The sequence below is a fragment of the Salimicrobium album genome (genome assembly GCF_900107115.1).
In the GTDB taxonomy this organism is placed as follows: domain Bacteria; phylum Bacillota; class Bacilli; order Bacillales; family Halobacillaceae; genus Salimicrobium; species Salimicrobium album.
In genome coordinates this window covers 293,751-309,675 of sequence record NZ_FNOS01000004.1, presented here as the reverse complement: position 1 = coordinate 309,675, position 15,925 = coordinate 293,751, and the positions used below count along the sequence as shown (strand labels likewise).

Annotated in this window: 20 protein-coding genes; 9 read left to right on the top strand and 11 right to left on the bottom strand. The window is 46.6% G+C overall.

Going from position 1 to position 15,925, the window contains the following annotated elements; genetic code table 11:
* Nucleotides 1–214 precede the first annotated feature (214 nt).
* From BLU03_RS09540 to BLU03_RS09530, 3 genes are all read left to right on the top strand, one after another.
* A complete protein-coding gene (locus tag BLU03_RS09540; RefSeq protein ID WP_076571060.1) occupies nucleotides 215–1,153 on the top strand; it encodes a 1,4-dihydroxy-2-naphthoate polyprenyltransferase in 939 nt (312 codons plus the stop codon).
* A gap of 143 nt (nucleotides 1,154–1,296) precedes the next feature.
* Nucleotides 1,297–1,683: a PaaI family thioesterase gene (locus BLU03_RS09535; protein ID WP_093107418.1), complete on the top strand. Its 387-nt coding sequence runs from the start codon at nucleotides 1,297–1,299 to the stop codon at nucleotides 1,681–1,683.
* 21 nt (nucleotides 1,684–1,704) lie between these two features.
* On the top strand, nucleotides 1,705–2,067 hold the full coding sequence (locus BLU03_RS09530; RefSeq protein ID WP_008587364.1) for a TraR/DksA C4-type zinc finger protein: 363 nt from the start codon (nucleotides 1,705–1,707) through the stop codon (nucleotides 2,065–2,067).
* Nucleotides 2,068–2,135: 68 nt separating this feature from the next.
* Here the strand turns inward: BLU03_RS09530 and BLU03_RS09525 are convergent, their stop codons facing one another.
* Both BLU03_RS09525 and BLU03_RS09520 read right to left on the bottom strand, forming a co-directional pair.
* Entirely contained in the window at nucleotides 2,136–3,197 is a 1,062-nt protein-coding gene (locus tag BLU03_RS09525) for a M20/M25/M40 family metallo-hydrolase (protein ID WP_093107416.1), read from the bottom strand.
* A 59-nt stretch (nucleotides 3,198–3,256) separates the two neighbouring features.
* Nucleotides 3,257–3,811, bottom strand: coding sequence for a CGNR zinc finger domain-containing protein (locus BLU03_RS09520; RefSeq protein WP_093107414.1), 555 nt, complete (start codon nucleotides 3,809–3,811; stop codon nucleotides 3,257–3,259).
* Between the two features lie 115 nt (nucleotides 3,812–3,926).
* Between BLU03_RS09520 and trxA the strand changes: the two genes are divergently transcribed.
* On the top strand, nucleotides 3,927–4,238 hold the full coding sequence (gene trxA / locus BLU03_RS09515) for a thioredoxin (protein WP_008587357.1): 312 nt from the start codon (nucleotides 3,927–3,929) through the stop codon (nucleotides 4,236–4,238).
* A 300-nt stretch (nucleotides 4,239–4,538) separates the two neighbouring features.
* On the opposite strand, the gene BLU03_RS09510 is transcribed toward trxA, so the two are convergent.
* From BLU03_RS09510 to yugI, 6 genes are all read right to left on the bottom strand, one after another.
* Entirely contained in the window at nucleotides 4,539–5,879 is a 1,341-nt protein-coding gene (locus tag BLU03_RS09510; RefSeq protein ID WP_093107412.1) for a glucose-6-phosphate isomerase, read from the bottom strand.
* Between the two features lie 89 nt (nucleotides 5,880–5,968).
* Nucleotides 5,969–6,163 (bottom strand): helix-turn-helix transcriptional regulator, encoded by a 195-nt coding sequence (locus BLU03_RS09505; protein ID WP_093107410.1) that lies wholly within the window; start codon nucleotides 6,161–6,163, stop codon nucleotides 5,969–5,971.
* A 2-nt stretch (nucleotides 6,164–6,165) separates the two neighbouring features.
* Nucleotides 6,166–6,468, bottom strand: a complete 303-nt coding sequence (locus BLU03_RS09500) for a hypothetical protein (RefSeq protein ID WP_093107408.1) — start codon at nucleotides 6,466–6,468, stop codon at nucleotides 6,166–6,168.
* Nucleotides 6,469–6,957: 489 nt separating this feature from the next.
* Complete coding sequence (locus BLU03_RS09495; RefSeq protein WP_076571044.1) at nucleotides 6,958–7,494, bottom strand: hypothetical protein; 537 nt, start codon at nucleotides 7,492–7,494, stop codon at nucleotides 6,958–6,960.
* An 83-nt stretch (nucleotides 7,495–7,577) separates the two neighbouring features.
* On the bottom strand, nucleotides 7,578–8,744 hold the full coding sequence (locus BLU03_RS09490; protein WP_093107406.1) for an iron-containing alcohol dehydrogenase: 1,167 nt from the start codon (nucleotides 8,742–8,744) through the stop codon (nucleotides 7,578–7,580).
* 105 nt (nucleotides 8,745–8,849) lie between these two features.
* The gene (yugI, locus tag BLU03_RS09485) at nucleotides 8,850–9,236 is read right to left on the bottom strand and encodes a S1 domain-containing post-transcriptional regulator GSP13 (protein ID WP_008587344.1); all 387 of its coding nucleotides are present in this window, start codon (nucleotides 9,234–9,236) and stop codon (nucleotides 8,850–8,852) included.
* Nucleotides 9,237–9,560: 324 nt separating this feature from the next.
* On the opposite strand from yugI, the gene BLU03_RS09480 reads away from it, so the two are divergent.
* Nucleotides 9,561–10,736 carry a MalY/PatB family protein gene (locus BLU03_RS09480; protein ID WP_093107404.1) on the top strand — a complete coding sequence of 392 codons (1,176 nt, stop codon included), beginning with the start codon at nucleotides 9,561–9,563 and terminating at the stop codon, nucleotides 10,734–10,736.
* Between the two features lie 52 nt (nucleotides 10,737–10,788).
* Here the strand turns inward: BLU03_RS09480 and BLU03_RS09475 are convergent, their stop codons facing one another.
* The gene (locus BLU03_RS09475; protein ID WP_008587340.1) at nucleotides 10,789–10,977 is read right to left on the bottom strand and encodes a hypothetical protein; all 189 of its coding nucleotides are present in this window, start codon (nucleotides 10,975–10,977) and stop codon (nucleotides 10,789–10,791) included.
* Between the two features lie 104 nt (nucleotides 10,978–11,081).
* Here BLU03_RS09475 and BLU03_RS09470 point away from each other — a divergent pair, with 104 nt between their 5' ends.
* The 3 genes from BLU03_RS09470 (at nucleotide 11,082) to BLU03_RS09460 (ending at nucleotide 12,851) form a co-directional block, all read left to right on the top strand.
* Entirely contained in the window at nucleotides 11,082–11,462 is a 381-nt protein-coding gene (locus BLU03_RS09470; RefSeq protein ID WP_093107402.1) for a kinase-associated lipoprotein B, read from the top strand.
* A gap of 108 nt (nucleotides 11,463–11,570) precedes the next feature.
* Nucleotides 11,571–12,281, top strand: a complete 711-nt coding sequence (gene deoD / locus BLU03_RS09465; protein WP_076571036.1) for a purine-nucleoside phosphorylase — start codon at nucleotides 11,571–11,573, stop codon at nucleotides 12,279–12,281.
* A 93-nt stretch (nucleotides 12,282–12,374) separates the two neighbouring features.
* Nucleotides 12,375–12,851, top strand: coding sequence for a divergent PAP2 family protein (locus BLU03_RS09460; protein ID WP_076571033.1), 477 nt, complete (start codon nucleotides 12,375–12,377; stop codon nucleotides 12,849–12,851).
* 73 nt (nucleotides 12,852–12,924) lie between these two features.
* Here the strand turns inward: BLU03_RS09460 and BLU03_RS09455 are convergent, their stop codons facing one another.
* Nucleotides 12,925–13,242: a YuiB family protein gene (locus BLU03_RS09455; protein WP_076571031.1), complete on the bottom strand. Its 318-nt coding sequence runs from the start codon at nucleotides 13,240–13,242 to the stop codon at nucleotides 12,925–12,927.
* Between the two features lie 124 nt (nucleotides 13,243–13,366).
* The gene (locus tag BLU03_RS09450; protein ID WP_008587331.1) at nucleotides 13,367–14,587 is read right to left on the bottom strand and encodes an NAD(P)/FAD-dependent oxidoreductase; all 1,221 of its coding nucleotides are present in this window, start codon (nucleotides 14,585–14,587) and stop codon (nucleotides 13,367–13,369) included.
* A gap of 228 nt (nucleotides 14,588–14,815) precedes the next feature.
* On the opposite strand from BLU03_RS09450, the gene BLU03_RS09445 reads away from it, so the two are divergent.
* Nucleotides 14,816–15,802 carry an NAD(P)/FAD-dependent oxidoreductase gene (locus BLU03_RS09445; protein ID WP_093107400.1) on the top strand — a complete coding sequence of 329 codons (987 nt, stop codon included), beginning with the start codon at nucleotides 14,816–14,818 and terminating at the stop codon, nucleotides 15,800–15,802.
* The last annotated feature ends 123 nt before the right edge of the window (nucleotides 15,803–15,925 follow it).

The following is a 15,925-nucleotide window of genomic DNA, read 5'->3' as shown; positions in this document are numbered from 1 at the left end:
TCCCGGGGGACAGCTTTCATATCTTTCTCTATTTTATTCTCTTTTTACTTAGGCTTCAAGAAATCTGTTGACAGCCGGTGGAAAAAAGAACTTTCGCAGCAGTTCATACACTATCCCCTCCCTCCATATGGCAGCGGGTTACAAAGATTGACACTACCTGCTGATTTGCCTAAACTTAGTATGTTATTACTAATGATTAAAGGAGAGAAGCTTCATGAGCACCGGAACCACAAATGACGTACGGGCTTCTCTGAATGAACGGAGCGGCTTCCATGTGTGGTGGCGTCTGCTGAGACCCCACACCCTGACTGCGTCTTTCGTTCCTGTATTTGTGGGAACGATGTTTGCCGTCATCCATAAAGAGGGCACGATCGCTCTCGGGCTGTTTGCAGCCATGCTGATCGCCTCTATACTCATTCAGGCTGCCACGAATATGTTCAATGAATACTATGACTACGTCCGCGGGCTTGACACGGAAGAGTCTGTCGGTATCGGAGGCACGATCGTACGCGATGGCATCCATCCCAAAACGGTATTATATCTCGCACTATCTTTCTTCGCCATCGCCGTACTTCTCGGTGTGTATATATGTATGCTCACCTCATGGTGGATCGCCCTTATAGGCTCTGCTTCCATGCTCGTCGGGTATTTGTATACCGGAGGCCCCCTCCCTATCGCTTATACCCCATTTGGTGAGCTGGTAGCCGGGTTTTTTATGGGTCCTGTCATCATAGGTATCGCTTATTACATCCAGACGGAAGTTGTCACCTGGGCCGTTTTCGGTATCTCCATTCCTGTTGCCATCTGCATTGGAGCGATTATGATGGCTAATAATATCCGGGACCGCGTCGGAGATGAAACGAACGGCAGACGTACACTCGCCATTCTCCTCGGACACGAGGGGGCAGTGACTTTTCTGGCAGCGAACTTTATCATCGTTTACCTGCTGACAATCATTTATATAATCACCGGATTATTGCCATGGTGGTCTCTTCTCACTCTTCTCAGTGCCGTTCACGCTCAAAAAGCGGTGAGAAGCTTCTCCGGGAAGAAGACACCGGTGGATATGATGCCGGCTATGAAAGGTACCGCCCAGACGAACACTTTCTACGGGGTGCTGCTCGGGCTGTCCTTACTCATTTCCCTGATTTAAAATAAGCAGAAAAAGAAGAGGGGGGGCACTACCGCACCCCCTCTTCTTCATATATAGTAATCAGTAAGGGTGCGCGGAAACACTGCTTTCACTCTTAAGTTTGAACGGAAAAATTACGGGAAAACTGGAAAGGAATGAGTGTCATGAAAGAAATGTTGAAAAACACTTTAATGGAAACGCTTGGAATAGAACTGATAGAAGCGGATAAGGAACAGGTGAAGATGTCGATGCCTGTGGATAACCGGACTCATCAGCCGATGGGTTTTCTTCACGGCGGCGCCAACGTTGCGCTGGCGGAATCGGCAGCAAGTATCGGAGGATTTCTGAACATCGACCCTGAACAGCAGCAGGTATTCGGCATCGAAATCAACGCTAACCACATCAGAAGTAAACGTGACGGAACGGTATATGCAAAGGCAGTACCGGTGCACCGGGGCGGTCGTACCATGGTGTGGTCGGTGGAGATCACCGACGAAGACGGTAATAACCTGTCCGTATCCCGCTGCACTCTCGGTGTCGTTCCTGCGTGAATCTATAAGGAGGATTATTTTATGCTATCCGAAGAACAACTGCAACACTTCAAACAGCGCCTTACCGAAATCAAAGAAGAAGCGGAAGAAGAAATGGAACGTCACCACGACGGATATGAAAACGGAGAATATTCGAAAGACAACACCGGTGATATCTCGTCTATCCAGGACCATCCGGCCGACTCCGGTACGGAAATGCACGAACAGTCCAAAGAGCAGACGCTTTTTGACACAGCACGCGAGCGTTACCTGGCTGCAGTGGACGGTCTTGAGAAGATTGAAAAAGGTACGTATGGAAAAAGCGAAATTTCCGGCAAAGACATTCCGGTGGAACGACTCGAAGCGATGCCTACTGCCCGTATCCGCGTGGATGAAGAAGAATGATTCATACGAAACAAAGACGAGACCCTGCATTCGGGTCTCGTCTTTGTTTTAATGAAAATCATCTGAATTCATACTAAGTCCAGCGGGTTAAGGCTCTCCTCGCCGTTCAAATTACTGATGAAGGTCACGAGAAGCTCAATGCACTCCTCTATATCTTCAAGACTGGCCGTTTCGACCGGCGAATGCATATATCTTAGCGGAAGGGAAACGAGACTTACAGGCACGCCTTTCCCGGTCAGCCTCATCCGATCGGCATCTGTACCGGTAGCTCGTGACGTAAGTTCATATTGAAGAGAAATATCCTTCTCTCCGGCAGCTTTTTCAAGCAATTGATTAATATTCCGGTTGATCGGTGCTCCTTTGGCGAGCACCGGGCCTTTCTCAAGCTCCACGTCCCCGTGTGTTTTTTTATCTACTCCCGGGTAATCGGTAGCGAACGTGACGTCGCAGGCGATAGCCATAGAAGGTTCCACTCCGGCTGCAGCGAAATAAGCTCCTCCCATATTCGTTTCTTCATTTACGGTGCTGGCTGCATATACTCCCACATTGATATTCGTCTGATGGAGTCTCCGCAACACTTCTCCCACGATATACTGGCCGGTTCTGTTATCAAGTCCCCGTCCGGTAACGTACCTGTCCATCATCACTTCCGGTGTCCGTCTATAAACGGCAAGATCCCCGATCTGTACATATTCAGTGACTTCCTCTCTTGATTTCGCCCCGCAGTCAATGAACAGATCGCTCAGGTCAAAATCTCCCTTGATGCCACCGTGATGCTGAGCGTTGACTCCGATCACGCCTGAGAGACGGCCGTGTGTGCCCAGGATATCCACTTTCATTCCTATGGCCGCTTTCGGGTTCACGCCGCCCATTTTATCGATATATACGTATCCGTCCTCATCGATTCTGTTTACTACAAGCGCTATTTCATCACAGTGACCGGCAAGCATCACTTTCATTTCGGCTTCCGGGTTCTTGACGGCGATCACGTTACCCGCATGATCCGTGCGGATTTCATCCGCGTAAGGTTTCATCGCCTCCATCCATTTTTTCTGAATCGGCATTTCATAGCTTGAAGGAGAGGCTGTGTTCAGCAGCTCCATAAGAAAGTCCGTATTTTTTTCACTCATATCATCGTCCCCTTTATTCTGTATTTCCGTTCTGTACTATGAATTCTCTGTACTTCGGATTATTCCTTTTTCTTTGCATAGTGCTTTCGCGCTTTTGTACGGTTGCCGCATATTTCCATGGAGCACCATTTCCTTCTCCCGCTGTAATCTACGAATAATGCATAACAGGCCGGGGAATGACATTTTTTTATTTTGGAAAAAATGTTGCCCTGGTATGCTTCGAGCATTTTATAAGAGAGGAGGGATAGAAGTCCACGGCTGCCGCCGCAACTCGGGACCGGATTTAAATGCTTATCAAAGTAGAGAGGTGCCTGCTTCACGTTCCCGGTCAGAGACGAGATGAATTCCGTATGTTTCCCTTCCAACACATACTCCCTGCCCCTGTTACGGAAATCGCGGATCGCACCATCATCAAAAGTTTCTTCCTTCAGCTTCCTGAATTGTTCAGAATTGAGCAGTTCCCGGCTGTACATCAACTCCAGCCACTTATCGGTCCCGGATTCCTGCATGAGAAGGTCCGTCACCTGGCTGTTTGCCCCATTGATCGTATTCAGGAAGTTCACGAAAAGATGATCACTGATATAAGAATATCCTGTTTCCGTTATCACAGTCATATACATTCTCCTTAAACTGAATGGTTGACTTTTATCCTATCATATTTTAAAGTGTAATTCTAACCATTTAGTTTGATTTTAACGGTTAGAAATAATAGCACGAAGGAGAGATATCATGGCTGTTAAAGATGTTACAGATTCCACATTCACCGAAGAGACGAAAGAAGGTCTCGTCGTAGCTGAATTCGGAGCTCCGTGGTGCGGTCCCTGCAAAATGATTGCTCCTGTACTTGAGGAGATCGATGAAGAGGATAATCAGATCAGCGTCGTACAATTGAACGTTGATGAAAATCCGGAAACTGCTCAGAAACACAGCGTGATGAGCATTCCTACCCTTCTTTTCCTTAAAGACGGGGAAGTTGTAGACCAGGCCGTCGGTTTCCAACCGAAAGAAGAAATCATGGCTACAGCACAAAAACACGTGTAATAGACGAATGTGAAGACTCCCCGCAGGAAGAAGCGGGGAGTTTTTTTGTTGTTTTATAGAAACGCGCCTTTTTTTCATGGAAATGCCGGTTTTCCTTCCCTTCACACGCTGAAAATCGTCCTGAAGGTAACGATTATCCCGTAATCGTTACCTTCGGCGCCGTTTTTTTCTCCCCAACGGCAGGAAAAGTGGTTTTGCCTTACCTTCAGTCCCCCCCTTGCCTTCTGAAGGGCACGAAAACAATAAACAAACACAAAAACCGGGCCCCTGGGGTCCGGTTTCATAAGTGCCATGCTATTTTTACAGACGTTTCTCCAGTTCTTCTTTCTCTTTTTCGAAGCCGGGTTTACCGAGGAGGGCAAACATATTCTTCTTATACGCTTCCACTCCCGGCTGATCGAACGGATTCACTCCGAGGATATAGCCGCTGATGGCACAGGCTTTCTCAAAGAAATATACGAGATAACCGAATGTGTAGGCATCCATCTCAGGCACATGGACGATCAGGTTCGGAACATCTCCGTCCGTATGCGCAAGCATCGTTCCCTGGTACGCTTTCTCGTTCACTTCGGAAATCGTTTTACCGGCGAGGTAGTTCAGCCCGTCCAGATCATTCTCTTCCGCTTCGAGCGTATAATCGGACTTCGGCTTCTCCACATGAAGAACCGTTTCGAACAGATCTTTGCGGCCGTCCTGTATGAACTGACCGAGAGAGTGAAGATCTGTCGAGAAGTTTGCCGATGCAGGGAAAATACCTTTCTGGTCCTTCCCTTCACTTTCTCCGAACAACTGCTTCCACCATTCGGAGAAGTACTGCAGTCCCGGTTCATAGTTCACGAGCATTTCAATCGATTTACCTTTATTGTAGAAAATATTGCGAACCGCTGCATACTGATACGCCGGGTTATCCTCAAGCGAAGAACCGGAAAGTTCGTGCTGAGCTTTGCGGGCGCCTTTCATTATTTCCTGTATCGGAATACCGGAAGCAGCAATCGGCAGCAGGCCTACTGCTGTCAGAACGGAGTACCGTCCTCCGACATCATCCGGAACGACGAAACTTTCATATCCCTGTTCATCCGCCAGTGTTTTGAGCGCACCTTTTTTCTTATCAGTGGTGGCATAAATCCGTTTCGTCGCTTCTTCTTTGCCGTATTTCTCTTCAAGGAACTTACGGAAAATACGGAAGGCGATCGCCGGTTCCGTCGTCGTACCACTTTTCGAAATAACGTTGATGGATACGTCTTTATTCCTGATCAGTTCAAGCAGATCGTTAATGTAGGAAGAACTTATATTGTTACCTACGAAAAACACCTGGGGTGTGCTGCGGTCTTCGAGCTCATTGAAGAAACTGTGCTGCAGCATTTCAATCGCAGCCCGCGCTCCGAGGTAAGATCCTCCGATACCGATAACGAGCAATACGTCCGAATCGCCTTTAATCTTCTCCGCTGATTTCTCGATACGCCCGAATTCCTCCTGATCATAGTTTTCAGGCAGGTCCAGCCACCCGAGAAAATCACTTCCGGCCCCTGTTCCTTCGTGCAGGGCACGATGGGCGAGAGAAACAGCATCCTGCATATAGCCTACCTCATGTTCGTTCATAAACTTCAGTGCTTTATCATAATCAAAACGTACGTGCGTCATCCAAACTCCTCCCGATCCTTGTTGTATTTTCATTCATTAACTTTACAGAATCACCAAATGTAAATCAAGTAAACACGGGGGAAGACCGCCTACATCTTGGGGACGAACAGGTCATCCACAGTGGAGTCCAGTATAGAGGCAATATCAAATGCCAGCTGCAGGGTGGGATCATATTTATTGTTCTCGATTGCATTTATCGTCTGTCTGGAAACTTTACAGGCCCTGGCCAGTTCCTCCTGCGACAGTTTCGCCGTTTTTCTGAGTTCTTTGATCTGATTTTCCATAGTTAATTCCCATACTTATTTCTGTAAAATAGCAGCGTTCCCATATAAATGACTATAATTATAGTGAGGAACATGAGCGGTGAGATTCCTTCCCCGTAACTGGCGGGGTTCCCACGGACCGTCTGAAAAATCACATTGCCAATATCCAGAATCAGCGTTCCGAAGATCACTCCAAACGTATACGATTGAGCCTTACGATTGATGAATTTCTTCCTTTCGTCCCCTCTTGCGAAAAAAGTTACACTCAAAATGTATACAGCACATGCAAGCAAAACGAACGCATATACGACTTTGACCCAGTCCATCCAATACCTCCTGTTATAATGTAAAATGTTTTTGACATTTTCATTGTAGCATCGTTGCCTATTATGTCAAATACTTTTTACAAAAATGAGTGTAGTCGGTCCAGATCCTTATTCTGTGGAAAGGGTTACCTCATCTTTTAACCGAAAAAAACGGCACAACCCATTCGTAATGTGTGAATCCCGATTTTTCCTTCCCTTCGCGCTTTGACAATGGGACTGAAGGTAACGTTTCTTCCGTAATCGTGACCTTCACTACTATTTTCCTCTCCCCAACGGCAGGAAAAGCATCTAATCCTTCCCTTCGGCCTCTCTTACCTCTTCTGAAAGGAAGGATACCAGGATTCGAGTGGTACAAAAACAAAAAACCGAACCCGATGGGTCCGGTTTTGAGTGTGCTGGTGAAATGTAACGTACCCTGAAGCCAGGAATAATCTTATGTGATATGTACATTATCCCCTCCAGCATTTTAATTTGAGAAAATTTCTGTCTCTATTGCCTCGTTCGCGGCCAAATGAAGTAACTGATGGAAATTGCATTATCGACCAGCACTACTATCCCCCATGTCTGCAGCGTTCTCCACAGCACCCCGGTGTTACTGCTGTCTCTGATGTAGAAAATCATGATCAGTAAAAGTGCCCCACCAATAATGTACGCCAGGATATGTTGAAGCGAACCTTTCAAACTGTGTTTAGCGAAATCCATACCAATTTTCCGCTCAGGCCTTGGACCACTACGTTTCACGTAATACAAAAAGCGATCATCTGCCCACTGAATCATAGATTTTCCGTAGACGAGAGAAATGGCCAGGTAGATCGGCGCTATACTATGAGCCACAGTTATTTCTGCTTCCCTGTATATATCTATGCTGGTGAATACAATAAGAACAAGATCCACAATTGGAGTCATCGCCAGCAGAAAAAGACCCGCTTTTCTTTGACTGAATACATATCTTGTAACTAAGCCCGCAATGATGAAAATCCAAAACGCAATTTCACACGCTACAATCACCCACGCAATAAAGTTCACGTTACGTCCCTCCTCCTCTCTAATTATATAGAAAAAAGAGACTGAATCACACATGATTCAGTCTCCCATTTCTTACCTGTTATTTATTTGGAAAGCTCGAGAACGCGGTAGACGTCGTTTTCCTGAAGTTCGGAGAAGTTACCGAATGGTCCGCGTTTCATAGCACGGTCCACGATTGTATCGAATTTTTCGTCAGAAATGTCGTAATCGGCAAGCGTTTCCGGTGCGCCGAGAGAACTCCAGAATTTTCTAAGGGCTTTGATGCCCTCAAGGCCGACTTCTTTGTCCGTTTTGCCTTCCGTTTCGATACCGAACACTTTTTCACCAAGACGGGCGAAACGCTTCGTCTGAACGTCGATATTGTATTCCATCCAGTTCGGGAACAGGATAGCGAGACCGCCGGCATGCGGAATATCATAAACGGCCGAAACGGCATGCTCAATGTTGTGGGAGGCCCAGTCTCCTTTGTAACCCATCTGCATCATTCCGTTAAGGGCAAGCGTTCCGGCATACATAATCGTCTCGCGGTGCTCATAACTCGAGAGGTCTTCGAGTAGTTTCGGAGCGGTATCCTTCACAGCACGCATGACCCCTTCGATCATCTCATCCTGGACAGGAGACTGCGTTTCCTCGTGGAAATACTGTTCCATCAAGTGAGTCATCATATCAACGATGCCGTAGACGGTCTGATCTTTCGGAACCGTCACGGTGTTTTGGGGATCGAGAATAGAAAATTTCGGATTCGTATAAGGCGGATGTCCCCACCCGTATTTTTCATTTGTCTCCCAGTTCGTGATGACCGATCCGGCATTCATTTCACTGGCCGTCGCCGCCATTGTAAGTACGGTGCCGAACGGGAGAGCATCTACTGGAGCCGCTTTTTTCGTAACGAGGTCCCAGGCATCTCCTTCATATTTCGCAGCCGCGGCAATCGTCTTGACTGCATCAATGACACTGCCTCCGCCGACAGCGAGAATGAAATCTATATCGTGTTCACGGCACAACTCGACGCCTTCACGCACCGTTGTCAGTTTCGGATTCGGTTCCACACCGGACAGTTCCGTAACGGCAGCCCCCTCATTATTCAGCTGCTCCATTACGTCATCATATACACCGTTCTTCTTTATACTGCCTCCACCGTAGACGAGAAGTACGTTTTTCGTACCTGCAGGCAAATGGTCCGGGAGTGTTTTTACCTGATCTTTACCGAAGATCAGTTTGGTCGGATTGTAAAAAACAAATGATTTCATACTGAAAATTCCTCCTTATTTCGTTCCCGTTAAGTATGAAGAAATTTCGTTCACATCTCAAAAGATATGTTTGACCAAATAAAAAAGTCCGGGAAATCCCCGGACTTAGTTACGATATTTTTCGCGATCGTCGGACTGTTTAATCCAGTCTTCAAGCTTGTCTTTCAAAGTGTTGAACCCGGACTGGTCTTCTTTTGGAGCGGAAGACGCCTGTTGACGATTGTTCTGTTTAGGAGCACGCTTTGGAGCTTCCTGAGTAGCACGGATAGAAAGTGAATATTTGTTCTTCGCTTCATCAATATTCAAAATCTTAACCTGTACTTCGTCTCCTTCTGAAAGGTGTTCGTTAACATCTTTAACGAAACCGTGTGTCACTTCCGAAATGTGTACGAGACCCTGAACCTTATCATCAAGTGCAACGAACGCACCATACGGTTGGATTCCGGTTACTTTACCTTCTACGACTTGACCTTCTTGAAAATTCTCTGCCATACTATACAACTCCTGATTTATTTATTCGTTTCTTTACACAATTAGTTATTATAGCACAAGTGTTGTTATTATTCAAAAATAACTTTCCTGAAATTTTTACCGAAAATATGTTTAATCTCCGTGTCTCCCGGCTATATTATATAATGTAAGACTTTCTCGTATTCCCCCTGTGTAAGCAAAGCGGTATTATACCGCTTTGCTTTTTTTTTACTTCTGAGAAACGTGCCTTTCCTTATTTTTCTCCATAAACGTTCCCCTTTAGTTAACAAACCCCTGCGTTTTCCGTTAAGATGTATGTATACATTAATGAATGAGGTGAGGAATATGGCCAATTTTGATGAAGTAATTGATAGAAAGGGTACGCGTTCCGTGAAGTGGGACTTTGCTGAGAGTCTGTTCGAGAATAAAGAGATTCTCCCAATGTGGGTCGCAGATATGGACTTCCAGGTCCCGGATGCGGTAACGACTGCGTTGCAAGACAGAGTAGCCCACGGAATTTTCGGCTACACTCTCCCGGATGAAGAAGTAAAACAGACAATCCAGAACTGGGTGAAAAACCATTACAAATACGACATCGATAAAGACTGGATCACTTACAGCCCCGGCGTAGTTCCTAGCCTACATATGCTCGTGCAGGCACTGTCCGAAGTCGGCGACGATATACTGATCCAGACTCCTGTGTACCCTCCGTTTTACAACGTTGTAAAAACACATGGACGGCACATTGTCGAAAATGAGCTGAACTTCGACGGGAGCCGTTACACCATCGATTTTGAGGATTTCGAACAGAAAATCAAAGACAACAATGTTCCGCTGTTCATTCTATGCAGCCCTCATAACCCGGTGGGACGCGTATGGACGGAATCAGAATTGAAACAGATGGCCGACATATGTGTGAAACATAACGTTACCATTCTATCGGATGAGATCCACTCCGACCTGCTGCTCGGCGACAACAGCCATACGTCTATCGCCTCACTAAGCGATGAAATAGATGATGTCACCGTCACCTGCTACTCCCCGACCAAAACTTTCAACCTGGCCGGTCTGCAGGCATCTTATGTCGTGACGAAGGATGAGAAGAAACGCGAAAGACTGAATCGCCAGTTCCAGAGTCAGGGAGTCAACATGTTGAACACTCTCGGTCTCACCGCTCTTGAAGCTGCCTATCAACATGGAGAGGAATGGCTTGAAAATCTTCAGAAAACCCTTACTGAAAACTCAGAATACGCACGCGACCGCTTCCATACAGAGACGGATACCATTACAGTGATCGAACCGGAAGGCACATATCTGCTGTGGCTCGACTGCCGGAAGCTCGGTCTCGATCCCGACGAACTGAAAAAATTCATGAATGAAGAGGCGAAAGTCGGTCTCAACGATGGAGCTTCTTTCGGCAAAGAAGGTGAAGGATTCATGCGCATGAATATCGCTGCTCCGCGTCAGACCGTAGAAGAAGGCGTAGACAGAATCATTAAAGCCGTAAACTCGAAAGCGTAAAAAAACGCGTGAACCCCGGGGTGGTTGAACCTCAAGGGGTCACGCGCTTTTTCTATTTATTTTCTTCCCGCTCATAATAATGAGGATCGTCCTTCAGATGCTCCGGCACGTGGTCTTCTTCCCGTTTCGAAGCTTTCACGAAAATATAGACAGTTACAATTGCAGCCACCATGAACAATACCAGCATAATCATTGACGGAATGTATTCTGTTTTATCCTGTGGAAAATATAGAAAATCCATAGTGTCGTACCACGCTCCCTGCGTTCATTGTAACAAAGAACGGTCGGGTTCAGCAGTAAATATGTTATTATTCTCATAGAAATGTCATAGGAGGTGTCCAAATTATGGATGAAGTAAAAATCGATGATACGGTAAAAGCGTTTTATAAAACAGGGACGTACATAGGAAAAGTCAAAGAAGACCGCGGTTCCAAATTTCTTGTCGAGGTCCTTGGCGTACACACACACCCGGCCCAGGGCGACCTGCACAATCCGGGCCAGACCGAAGATGTGTTTTTCCATCAGCGAAAAGCCTTGGCCCACCATGAAAAAGCTAACGTCGACAAACAGGCAGTTCATCCTTACGACGATGAAATCCCTGATTACATGAAATCCCTGGAAGATTCCGTACAAAAATACAAAGAGAAACTGGAGCGACGGGATACAGAGTTCAATCAGAAAGCGCTGACCCGTCTTCAGGATCTAGAAAAGCAGTACTTCAAGTAAAAGCACTTTAGAAACGGGAAGAAGTCCACCCCTGTCAAACCGGGCATTTGTCTTAATGAAACCGTTATGATAATTTAGATAAGAAAGACGGTCAAAGGAGGAGCTATAATGACAACACATATTGGAGCTAATAAAGGTGATATCGCCGATAAAGTACTTCTTCCGGGAGACCCGCTCCGTGCCAAGTTTATTGCGGAGAATTTCCTTGAAGATGCAGTATGTTACAACGAAGTACGCGGGATGTACGGCTATACCGGTACGTATAAAGGAGAGAGAGTCTCCGTTCAGGGAACAGGGATGGGGGTTCCGTCCATTTCCATCTATGTGAACGAACTCATGGATGCTTATGATGTGCAGAAGCTTGTAAGAGTCGGTTCCTGCGGAGCTATCCAGGAAGATGTGAATGTCCGCGATGTCATCCTTGCGAATACGTCCTCTACCGATTCAAGCATGAACCGTGCCACTTTCGGAGAAGTCGATTTCGCCCCGAGCGCCGACTTCACCCTTCTCAAAAACGCCTACGATGCCGGAGTGAAAAAGGATCTTAACCTTCACGTCGGAAATGTGTTTACGAGTGATCAGTTCTACCGCGACAACGCAAAAGAGTTCAACCAGAAACTCGCTGACTATAACGTGCTGGCCATCGAAATGGAAACGAGTGCCCTTTATACGCTGGCGGCAAAATACAATCGTCAGGCACTCACCGTCCTCACCGTAAGTGATCACATCCTTACCGGAGAAGAGACGACTTCCGAAGAACGTCAGACCACTTTCACCGACATGATGGAAATCGCACTCGACGCTGTAATCCAGGATTAATCAGACAAGCCTCCTCATTGCGGGAGGCTTTTACTTTAACGTATAATATGCAATACATAATAAAGGTTTCATGCAGAAAGGCTGAAGATCGCTATGGATATCCTCCAGAACTTCCCTCTCTGGGCGGCAATTCTCGCTATTTTTCTCGCTCAGGGTATCAAAATTCCGATTTCATTTATAGCTTCACGAAAAATCGACGGCAAACTCGCCTTCTCCACGGGCGGCATGCCGTCCAGTCACTCCGCTGCCGTCACCGCACTTGCGACCGGTGTCGGAATCGAGCAGGGTTTCGACTCCGCCATCTTTTCCGTAGCCACCGTCTTCGCCATTATCGTGATGTTCGATTCCACCGGTGTTCGCAGGCAGTCCGGAGAGCAGGCGATTATGCTCAACATTCTTCTGAACGATTTCCAGCGGTTCGTCGAACAGGCGAGAGGCTGGGGAACGAAGGAAGGATTCGAAAAACGCGAAGAAATCAAGGAAATGCTCGGGCATCAGCCTGTGGAAGTGTTCGTAGGGGGAGTGTTCGGAGTTTTCCTCACGTTTTTTGTCCATTATCTTATATTTTAAGGAGGAAGGCGCCGGGCCTTCCTTTTTTTTATAATTTTTCATTAAAATAAGCATCCGAATAGCATTCAGATGCTTAAAACATTTGATAACCGTTTTTACGTAGCAGACGGATGACGATTCCTGCTGCAAGGGTGCCGAGGAACCCGCTCAGTAAGATGATGATATCAAAAACGCTTAAAGCGAGAATCGAGGACCATACATCACTGAGGGCGCCTACAGGTTCCCGGAAATAACGGTTTAAAGGAAAATCATCCACAATCAGAAGTACGATCAGCGGAAAAACGAAAAGCATGAACCATGACATCCGCAATACCATGTTCAATAAAAATGATATACCGAAAAACAACACGAAAAATAATAATATGGAAACCGCAAACTGTACAATATCCAATACTCTTCCCCCTACTCTCACTCCGATACAAGCTATATTGTAGTATTCCTGTCAGAAAAGCGCAAGCACCCGGTCCGTCACTTAAAAAAACAAAGGCCCGTTCCCGGACCTTTGTTCCTCTTTTTTATTTAAAGAAGTTGAGTTTCCCTTTTTTAAGAACGAGTGCGGCTCCGCCGACTTTCCACAAGTAGCGGTTATCGATGATTTTCTTCATGGCAGTGGCTGTCCACCCAAAAATCTTCTTATCATCGAAAATGACACCGATCGCGTCTTTGTTACCGAGAGAAGCTACCGTACCCTGAATGTTCGGCTCGAACGGTTCCAGGTTGTGGTTACCTTCCACGATACGTTTCAGGTTCCCGGCTGTATGTTCCGCTTCCTGAATAGCGATCTGTGCTGTCGGTGGATACGGGCGTTCTGTCTCTTCGTTCATGATGAGAGCACAGTCCCCGACGATGAACACATCATCGTAACCGTTCGGACGAAGGTCTTCACGTACCGGCGTACGGCCGCGGTTCGATTCGAATCCGGCTTCTTCCACAAGGCTGTTTCCGCGAACACCGGCAGCCCATACGACTGTGTTGGTAGGGATCTCTTCGATTTCATCACCCTGTTCGTAAACAAGCTTGTCCGCTGTAACTTCTTTGATCATCGCGCCGAGCTTGAACTCTACGCCGCGAGCTTCAAGGGAGTTCATTGCGTACTCTACGAGCTCCGGATCGAAACCGGGAAGTGCTGTCGGAGCAGCTTCGACGTTGATGATACGTACGTTTTCACGCGGTACGTCATACTCTTTACACAGTTCCGGAACACGGTTGGCAAGTTCACCTACGAACTCGATGCCCGTAAACCCTGCCCCGCCTACAACGAGGTTCAAACGTTCCTGTTTCTTATCTTTTTCATTATTGTATTTCGCAAAGTTATATTCGATATGTTGACGAATCAGACGGGCTTTATTGATACTTGAGATGGTAAAGGCGTTTTCAAGAAGTCCCTTGATTCCGAACGTCGCAGCCTCAAATCCGAGACCGATTACGAGATAATCATAGGAGATTTCCCCGTTCAGAAGGCTCACCTTTTTGTTATCGGGATCGATACCTGTTACAGTATCCTGCACGAAGTTGATCTTGTTCGTGTCGATAACATTGTCCACTTCCATTCTCGTACGATCATGATGCAGCGTCCCGGCTGCGTTTTCATGCAGCCACGTAGATTGATAATGGTAGCTGTGCATATTGACGAGGGTCATGTTTGCACTGTCGGCACTGACTTTCTTCTGAAGCTTGGAGGCAGTCATCATGCCACCGTAACCAGCGCCCAAAATAACAATATTTGGTCTGTTCATTCCAATCACATCCATTTTATATATTTGTGACACATTTCACACAGTTAGGCGAAAAAGTCGAAAGATTACTGCGAAAGTAACGCTTTCATAAATGTCTCAGCTATCATCTTAGCTTTTTTTGTTTTGTTTTTCAACCTTTTGCTTGCGAATCTTTCTATAATTATCTATTGTAATAATTGTGCTAAACTATAAATAAGAGATTTTTTGTATATACAGGAGGTTCCCTATATGAGTGAAAAAGTTCATGATATTACAATCATCGGTGGTGGACCTGTCGGCCTGTTTACTGCTTTTTACGGAGGTATGCGCCAGGCATCCGTCAACATAATCGAAAGCCTGCCCCATCTCGGCGGTCAGCTTACCGCCCTTTATCCGGAGAAATTCATCTACGATGTCGCCGGATTCCCGAAAGTAAGAGCACAGGAACTCGTGGACAGCCTCACTGAACAGGCGATGGCGTTCGATCCCGATGTTACACTGGAAGAAGCGGTGCAGACAGTAGAGCGTCAGGAAGACGGATCTTTCAAACTTACCACAAACAAAGATGTCCATTACACGAAAACGATTATCATCACTGCAGGGAACGGAGCTTTTGAACCCCGCAAACTGAAAATCAAGGATACGGAGCGTTTCGAGGAGACGAACCTCCACTATCACGTCAATAATATGGAACGTTTCCGCGATCACAATGTGATGATCTGCGGCGGCGGCGATTCGGCTGTAGACTGGTCTCTCATGCTGGAGCCGATTGCCAATGAAGTGACACTCGTACACCGCAGAGCCAACTTCCGGGCTCACGAGCACAGCGTAGAACAGCTGGAGAATTCAAGCGTCCGCACGCTCACCCCTTTCACTCCCGAAAAGCTCGTCGGAGACGAAACGATCGACCAGGTCGTACTGAAAGAAGTGAAGGGTGAGAAAGAAGAATCCATCAACATCGACGATCTTATCGTCAACTACGGATTCATCAGCTCTCTCGGTCCTATCAAGGAATGGGAACTGGATATCGACAAGAACAGTATCGTCGTCAATCAGAAGATGGAAACAAACATTGAAGGCATATACGCTGCCGGAGATATCTGTACGTATCCCGGGAAAGTGAAACTGATCGCTTCAGGCTTCGGCGAAGGGCCGACAGCCGTCAACAACGCCAAGAATTTCATCGACCCGAGCGCCCGGGTACAGCCGAAACATTCCACAAGTATGTTCGGCTGAGTCCGTCCCAGCCTGTTCATTGAACTCAATGAACAGGCTTTTTTATGTAGTGGGCCTTTTCCATAAAAGTGCTTTCGTTTCCCAAGACTGTCCCCAGTGATAAAATATAACTGTAAAAGGAGG